The following is a 6,000-nucleotide window of genomic DNA, read 5'->3' on the forward strand; positions in this document are numbered from 1 at the left end:
AACGTGTTCAGGGGCGAAAGGGTGCCGCGAATTCATCAACGAACTTCTAACTCAGGACACTAGCAAGTGCTTTCGCTGAATGAGAGGGAGCGTGTATGGTCGCGCACCCATCAAGGCGACAACAAGTGGATGCGTGACCGGCCGAAGGCGTCTAGCCGCGCCGCTCACGAGGTCTAAGGAAAACGAGGGCGGGGGCTCAAGCCCGCGACGCCGCCCTGGCGAGAAGGATGCGCCCGCCTAGCGCTATCGTGTTTCGCGGCGTCGTGCGTAGGCGATGCCCACCAGGCCCCACAGCACAAGCGGTATGCTGGCAGGCTCTGGGATGGCGACCTGACCGATGTTGATCGTCAGGGCGAGGGCAGCGTAGGCGGCGTTGCCGTAGTCGGAGGCCGAGATCGATACCGGGGTGCCCGCCAGGGAGATGTTGTTGATGTCGAGGTCGACGAGCAGGGATCCGGACCAGCTCACCGAGTCGCCGTCGTTGAAATTGAAGTTGCCGCTTCCGTCCACACCAACGCCGAAATCGTCCCTGTCGGTATCGGAGCCATCGTTGTCTATGTAAGCGAGGTCGATCGAGCGCGTATTTCCAGCAATGGTCAGGGTCGCATCCCCGGTCACGGCAGTCACTTCGACGTCGTTGTCGTTCGTGAAGTTGATCAGGTCTTGCCAGGTGTCGTTGTTGGAGAGGCCATCGTTGTCGTCAAAGAAGCCGCTGCCGATGGCGGTGGTGGATCCGGAGAAGGTCCACACGGTCTGGCCGCTGCCCGCGTCCCCGGTGATGTCGACCACCAAGCCGGCCTGACTGACGAGAGAGCTGAGCAGGAGCGTGCTGCCGAGGAGGCTGCGCAGCGCCGGTAGTTTCCAAGTCATGTTCACTTCCATGTGATCCAGGCCAAGCCGTTAGCGAGGGTGGCGGCCGTCATGAGCCGCGGCGACCCTCAGGTCCTCGGGATGTCGTCAATTAACTACTGCAAGCAAGTTCTAAGCCATAGAATTCCAACTCATTAGAATCAGTCAGTTATGATCATTAGAGGAGATCACCAGCCGAGACTTGTACGAGCCTCTGTAAATCCAATCGACAGCTTGCGCAGGTGCCACGAGACCGCTCACAGCTCCTTCATCAGACGCTCGGCGTCATCGCGGGCGGCAAACTGCCCTCCACTGGCAAGCGCCTGGCGCAACACCGCGCGCGCCTCCTCACGCTCGCCGGCGCGGGCGAGGCCCGCCGCCAGGTGGTATCCGATCTCGCCAGCGCCACGGTCGGCCTGCCACGCATCGCGCAGGATCGAGATCCCGTCGTCCACCTGGTCATCCAGAATCAACATCCAGCCGTATGTGTCCTGGATGGTAGGGCTGGCCTTGGCGAGATCGAAGGCACGGCGGGAGGCCTCCAAGGCACGAAAGTCGCCTAGCTCGGAGTAAGCCCAGGCGAGGTTGTTCCAGGCCACGACGTTCTCCCGATTAAGGAGCAGCATGCGCTCGTAGTCTGCGGCTGCGGTCAACAGGTCTCCGGCGCCGTGGGCGTGCGCGGCGGCAGCCATCAGTACCGTCTGATCCTCCGGATACGCGTCGAGCCAGTCTCGCAGCACCTGCTGCGACTGGGGATGTCCGTCGCGCTGGCGCGCACGGTACAAGCGCATCACCATGGCCGTCGATTGTCGTTCCTCAAACACCGCCTCGTAGGCCCGCACCGCAGCAAGGTGCTGCCCGCGGACCATGGCGATGTCTCCCGTAAGCACCTTGCTCAGGGCCGTAGTGCCATCTGCCGCTACCAGGCGCGCGAGGAACGCGTCGGCCTCATCGGCACGGCCCCGATCGATCGCGATACGCGTGGCCAGATCCAAGCCCGCACCGTCCTGCGGATGGGCGCGGAGCAGCTGACCGATCGTCAGAGTCGCCTGAGACAGGTCACCGCTTGCGTACTCGGCTCGAGCGAGATTTCGCAGGGGCTCGGCCGCCGTGCCGTCGATGCGCAGCGCCCTGCGCAGGCTCTGCGCGCCATCCGCCACCTTGCCCTGGCCGATCAAGGCCACGCCGAGGGCGTTGTGTGCGCTCACCGCGGTCGGCTGGGCGACGACCATCTCGCGCGCCACCTCCTCAGCCAGCTGGTACTCCCCAGTCTTAGCCAACATGTTAACTAGCTTGATTCGCGGCGCCAACGCCGCCGGATCGACCAGCCGAGCACGCTCAAGGCTGACCCTTGCACTGCTCACATCGCCCGCTCGCAGCTGTAGCTGCGCCAAGGCGTCGAGGGCCAGCGCATCGTCCGGGTAGTCCGCGGTAAAGGCCAACAGTCGGTCGACCGCCCCCACCTCATCGTCAGCGCTCGAGGCAAGCTTCGATAGGTTGATCGCCGACGTGGTGTGGCTCGGATCGAGCGCCAGCGCTTGTTCGAAGTGGCGTGCCGCCGTCGATGCATCCTCGCCAAGGGCGACCAAGCCTTGCACGCTGCGAGCGGCAGCCGACGCCGGGAATTGCTTCGCCGCCGCCGCGGCCTTGCGGCGAGCGGCTTGCGTGTCGCGCTCGAGGAGGCTGAGCAGAGCGTCGAGGACTGCCGCCCGCTCGGCGTTGGCGGCATCGCGCCATTGCGCCCCATCGAGGAGCGAGGCCGCGGCGTCGTAGCGTTGGGTGAGCAAATAACCGGTGAGCAACTCCAACCGGGTGCCATCATCCTCGGGGGTCTCCTGGAGCACACGCTCCCATAGGGAAACCGCGGCTGCGTAGTCTCCGGTCAGCGCATTTGCCTCGCCGAGGAGCGACATCACTTCCCCCCGACTCAGTGCGACCGGTGCATCGTGCGGACCTGGCCGCGACTCGGCGCCGCGACGCGCTGCCGCCAGCAGAGTGCGCACCTGCGGATCATCAGGCCGCACCACCGCCATTCGCTCGAGGAGGGCGGTCGCTTGCTCGTACTCACTTCGTGCCAGATAGATCGTGGCCTGCAGGATCTGCGCCGCCACGAAACCCGGCACTTCCACCAACACTCGCCCAACAAGATCGTTCGCAAGCACAAAATCCCTGCGCTCGAAGGCAGTGCGCGCCCGAAGGTACTTGATGAGCGCATGGTCCGCTTGCAGTTGATTGAGATCGTCGATCGTCTCCCCTGCCTGATCGAGCTTACCTTGAGCAAGTTGCGCCTCTGCCAGCGCCAGGCTCAGCTCCCAGCGCAGAGGGCGATGCTCCTCCAGAAGTGGCTGAGCGAGCGCTGAGCGGAACTGCGACTCGGCGTCCTCGCTCCGGCCCAGCTCGTGCAGGAAGCGTCCGTAGTCAAGGCGCACGGCAGGCGAATTCCCGTGGGCCGCGACGGCGCTCTCGTAGGCCCGACGAGCGCTCGCGACGTCGGCCTTTGCCAGCGAGGCGCGCGCGATGCCAAGTAGCGCTCGCTCCTCCTCGGCGTCCAAGGCCAGGGCGCCCTGGTAGGCATCGACTGATCGATCAGCGTCTCCCAGCATTTCATAAGCCAGGGCGCTGAGGGCCAACACCTCGGCGGTCTGCGCCTGGGCCTGGGTCAGCTCAGTAAGCGCCTCGTCCGCGCGCCCTAGGAGAAGCAATGCCTCCGCCATCTTCGCAATCGTGGCCTGCTGATCGAAGCCGAGTTCACGGGCGCGCGCCAGTTCCTTCTCGGCGGTCGCGGCATCGCCGAGGGTCAGCGCGGCGGCGCCCAGGCGGTAGCGCGTCCGCGCATCACGCGGATCGATCGCCACGGCGTTGCGCAGCTCGATGATCGCCTCGCGGTAGCGTCCGTATTCCTCAGCCTCGAGGGCGCGAGACATCGGCTCGGGTGCCCCTTCATCGGCGCAGCTAGCTGCCAGCCCCAGGATCGTCACCGCAAGGAGCGCCCTCCCGGCGGGCTGCGAACTTCCTCGACCCGTGCACCTCATCACCGGATTCTCCCCTGCCATTCGGGTGTCGACGACGCGCGATTGTGCACCAATGCCCAGTCTCGAATGCGGCGTCCGTCCCATTTCCGGGACCTGTAGCCATGACTTTGGTAGCGCTCATGCGCTGCGCCGACCACGTAAGCGATGGCACGTGGTGTGGAGCGCAGACACGACGCTCTCGCGTGCGGTAGCTTCCTGCCATGCACAACAACGCCCCCCGTCCGCTGACCACGTCGCCTATCGGCCGCCTGTTCCGAATCGGCTCAGTCGCCACCCGCGTCTCAACATCTCTCGCCGTTGAAAGGGCCCTCGGGTTCGCCCTGTCGAGCCCCGTCGCCCAGGTGCGTCGCACGGAGAATTTCGTGGCGAACGCCATGCGCGTATCGCAAGCGCTCGGGGAGATGAAAGGCGCCGCCATGAAGGTCGGGCAGATGCTCTGCGTGCACGAGGGCCTGCTGCCGCCGGAGGTCTGCGAAGTGTTGCAGAGTCTGCAGCGCGACGCCCCCCCGGTGCCCTTCGATCGCATGCGCACCGTGCTGGAAGCGGAAGTTCCCGGGGGGCTGTCGCAATTCGCCGAGCTTGCCTCGGTGCCCCTAGCGGCAGCCTCCATCGGTCAGGTCTACCGCGGGCGGCTGGTCGACGGGCGGGAGGTCGCCGTGAAGGTGCAATACCCCGATATCGACCGCGTGGTCCAGGCGGATCTCAAAAACCTCAAGAAATTGGTAGGCGCACTGGTCGCGATGGTGGTGGAGATCGACTTCGAGCCATTCTGGGTGGAGCTACGCGATCGCTTACTCGAAGAGCTGGACTACCGCCAAGAGGCGAAGAACATCGCTCGCATGAGTGCGCTCTACGCCGATGATCCATCGATCGTAGTGCCGCAGGTGATCGAGCAAGCAAGTGGCCAGCGCGTGCTCACGATGGAGTACGAACCGGGGATAGATGCGCAGGCTGCCTGCTCTGATCGCTACGATGCCGCACTGCGCGATCAATGGGGTGAGCGGCATCTGAGGTTCGTCATGCGCGGGTTGATCGAGCATCGTTTCCTGCACGCAGACCCGAACTTCGGCAACTTCGCCTTCCGCGAAGACGGCTCCATGATCGTGTATGACCACGGGTGCGTGGCATCGGTCGAACCCGCCGTCGCCGAGGGCTGTGCGCAGATCCTGAGGGACTGTATCGCGCAGGACCTCGCCGCCCTGCCGCATTCTCTGCACGCCCTCGGTGTGTATGATCGCAAAAGCGGGGCACGCGCCCCGGCTCACCTCGTCGAGCCCATCGGGCAGGAACTCCTGGACATCGCGGGGCCCGAACCCTATCGGTTCTCCAAGGTCTCCCGCCTCTACGACACGGTGCTCGATGCCGACGGCAGCTTCCTGCGCGAACTGAGCCGCCTCGAGCTTCCCCCCGAGCTCACCTTCGTCAACCGCACCCTGTCGGGGGTGTTCGGCAACCTCTGTCGCCTTCGCGCGCGCGGACACTGGGCCGAGGTGCTCTCGCCCGTTGAGATCGCTCGTCCTTAGGGGGAGAAGAGGCTGGCCACCGGGCGAGCGCCAATCTCCCCTGGCGAGGCGGCGCTGCGCTTAGCTTTGCAGACTGCGACCGCCCCGTTGCAATAGACAACGACTCGCCGAGCAGATCCGGCCGAAAGAGTGCATAACCTCTCCCTTCGCTCGCAAAATTAGGCACTTACGAAGATCCCCGGGCGTTGGCCCTCCGTGGATAGGGCCCACGATAGCTTTCTATCGAGAGCGCCCCATGGCCAGCGAAACCACCCCTACGCGTCCTCACGGACGACGCGCTACATCACCTTTGGATCGCTCACGCGTTGTCCATAATCTTCTCAGACGCTCCCTTCGGGGCCATCGCGCGTGTCGTCGAGGGACTCATGAACAACCACCTACTGGCGGGGCTTGATCAACTCCCGCAGGTGGCTAGTGTCCTGAGTTGGAAGTTCGTTGATGAATTCGCACGCGAGTTTTTGTCCCTGGGCGCGGCGCGAGGACGAGCGTGGCTGGGCCCCCGGGTGGAGGAGCACCGTGTTCCGGGGCGAAAAGGTGCCGCGAAGTCATCAACGAACTTCTAACTCAGGACCCTAGCTAGTGTGGGCCGTTTAGCA

At 64.8% G+C, this 6,000-nt stretch carries 3 protein-coding genes; 1 reads left to right on the forward strand and 2 read right to left on the reverse strand.

The features are described 5' to 3' along the window. Window positions 1-243: 243 nt before the first annotated feature. Window positions 244-870: a hypothetical protein gene (locus AAGA68_20015; protein MEM9387356.1), complete on the reverse strand. Its 627-nt coding sequence runs from the start codon at window positions 868-870 to the stop codon at window positions 244-246. A 236-nt stretch (window positions 871-1,106) separates the two neighbouring features. Next, a complete protein-coding gene (gene prsT, locus AAGA68_20020) occupies window positions 1,107-3,965 on the reverse strand; it encodes an XrtA/PEP-CTERM system TPR-repeat protein PrsT (GenBank protein MEM9387357.1) in 2,859 nt (952 codons plus the stop codon). 116 nt (window positions 3,966-4,081) lie between these two features. Between prsT and AAGA68_20025 the strand changes: the two genes are divergently transcribed. Further along, on the forward strand, window positions 4,082-5,404 hold the full coding sequence (locus AAGA68_20025; GenBank protein ID MEM9387358.1) for an AarF/ABC1/UbiB kinase family protein: 1,323 nt from the start codon (window positions 4,082-4,084) through the stop codon (window positions 5,402-5,404). Window positions 5,405-6,000 lie beyond the last annotated feature (596 nt).

This window comes from Pseudomonadota bacterium, from assembly GCA_039193195.1.
Classification (GTDB): domain Bacteria; phylum Pseudomonadota; class Gammaproteobacteria; order Steroidobacterales; family JBCBZW01; genus JBCBZW01.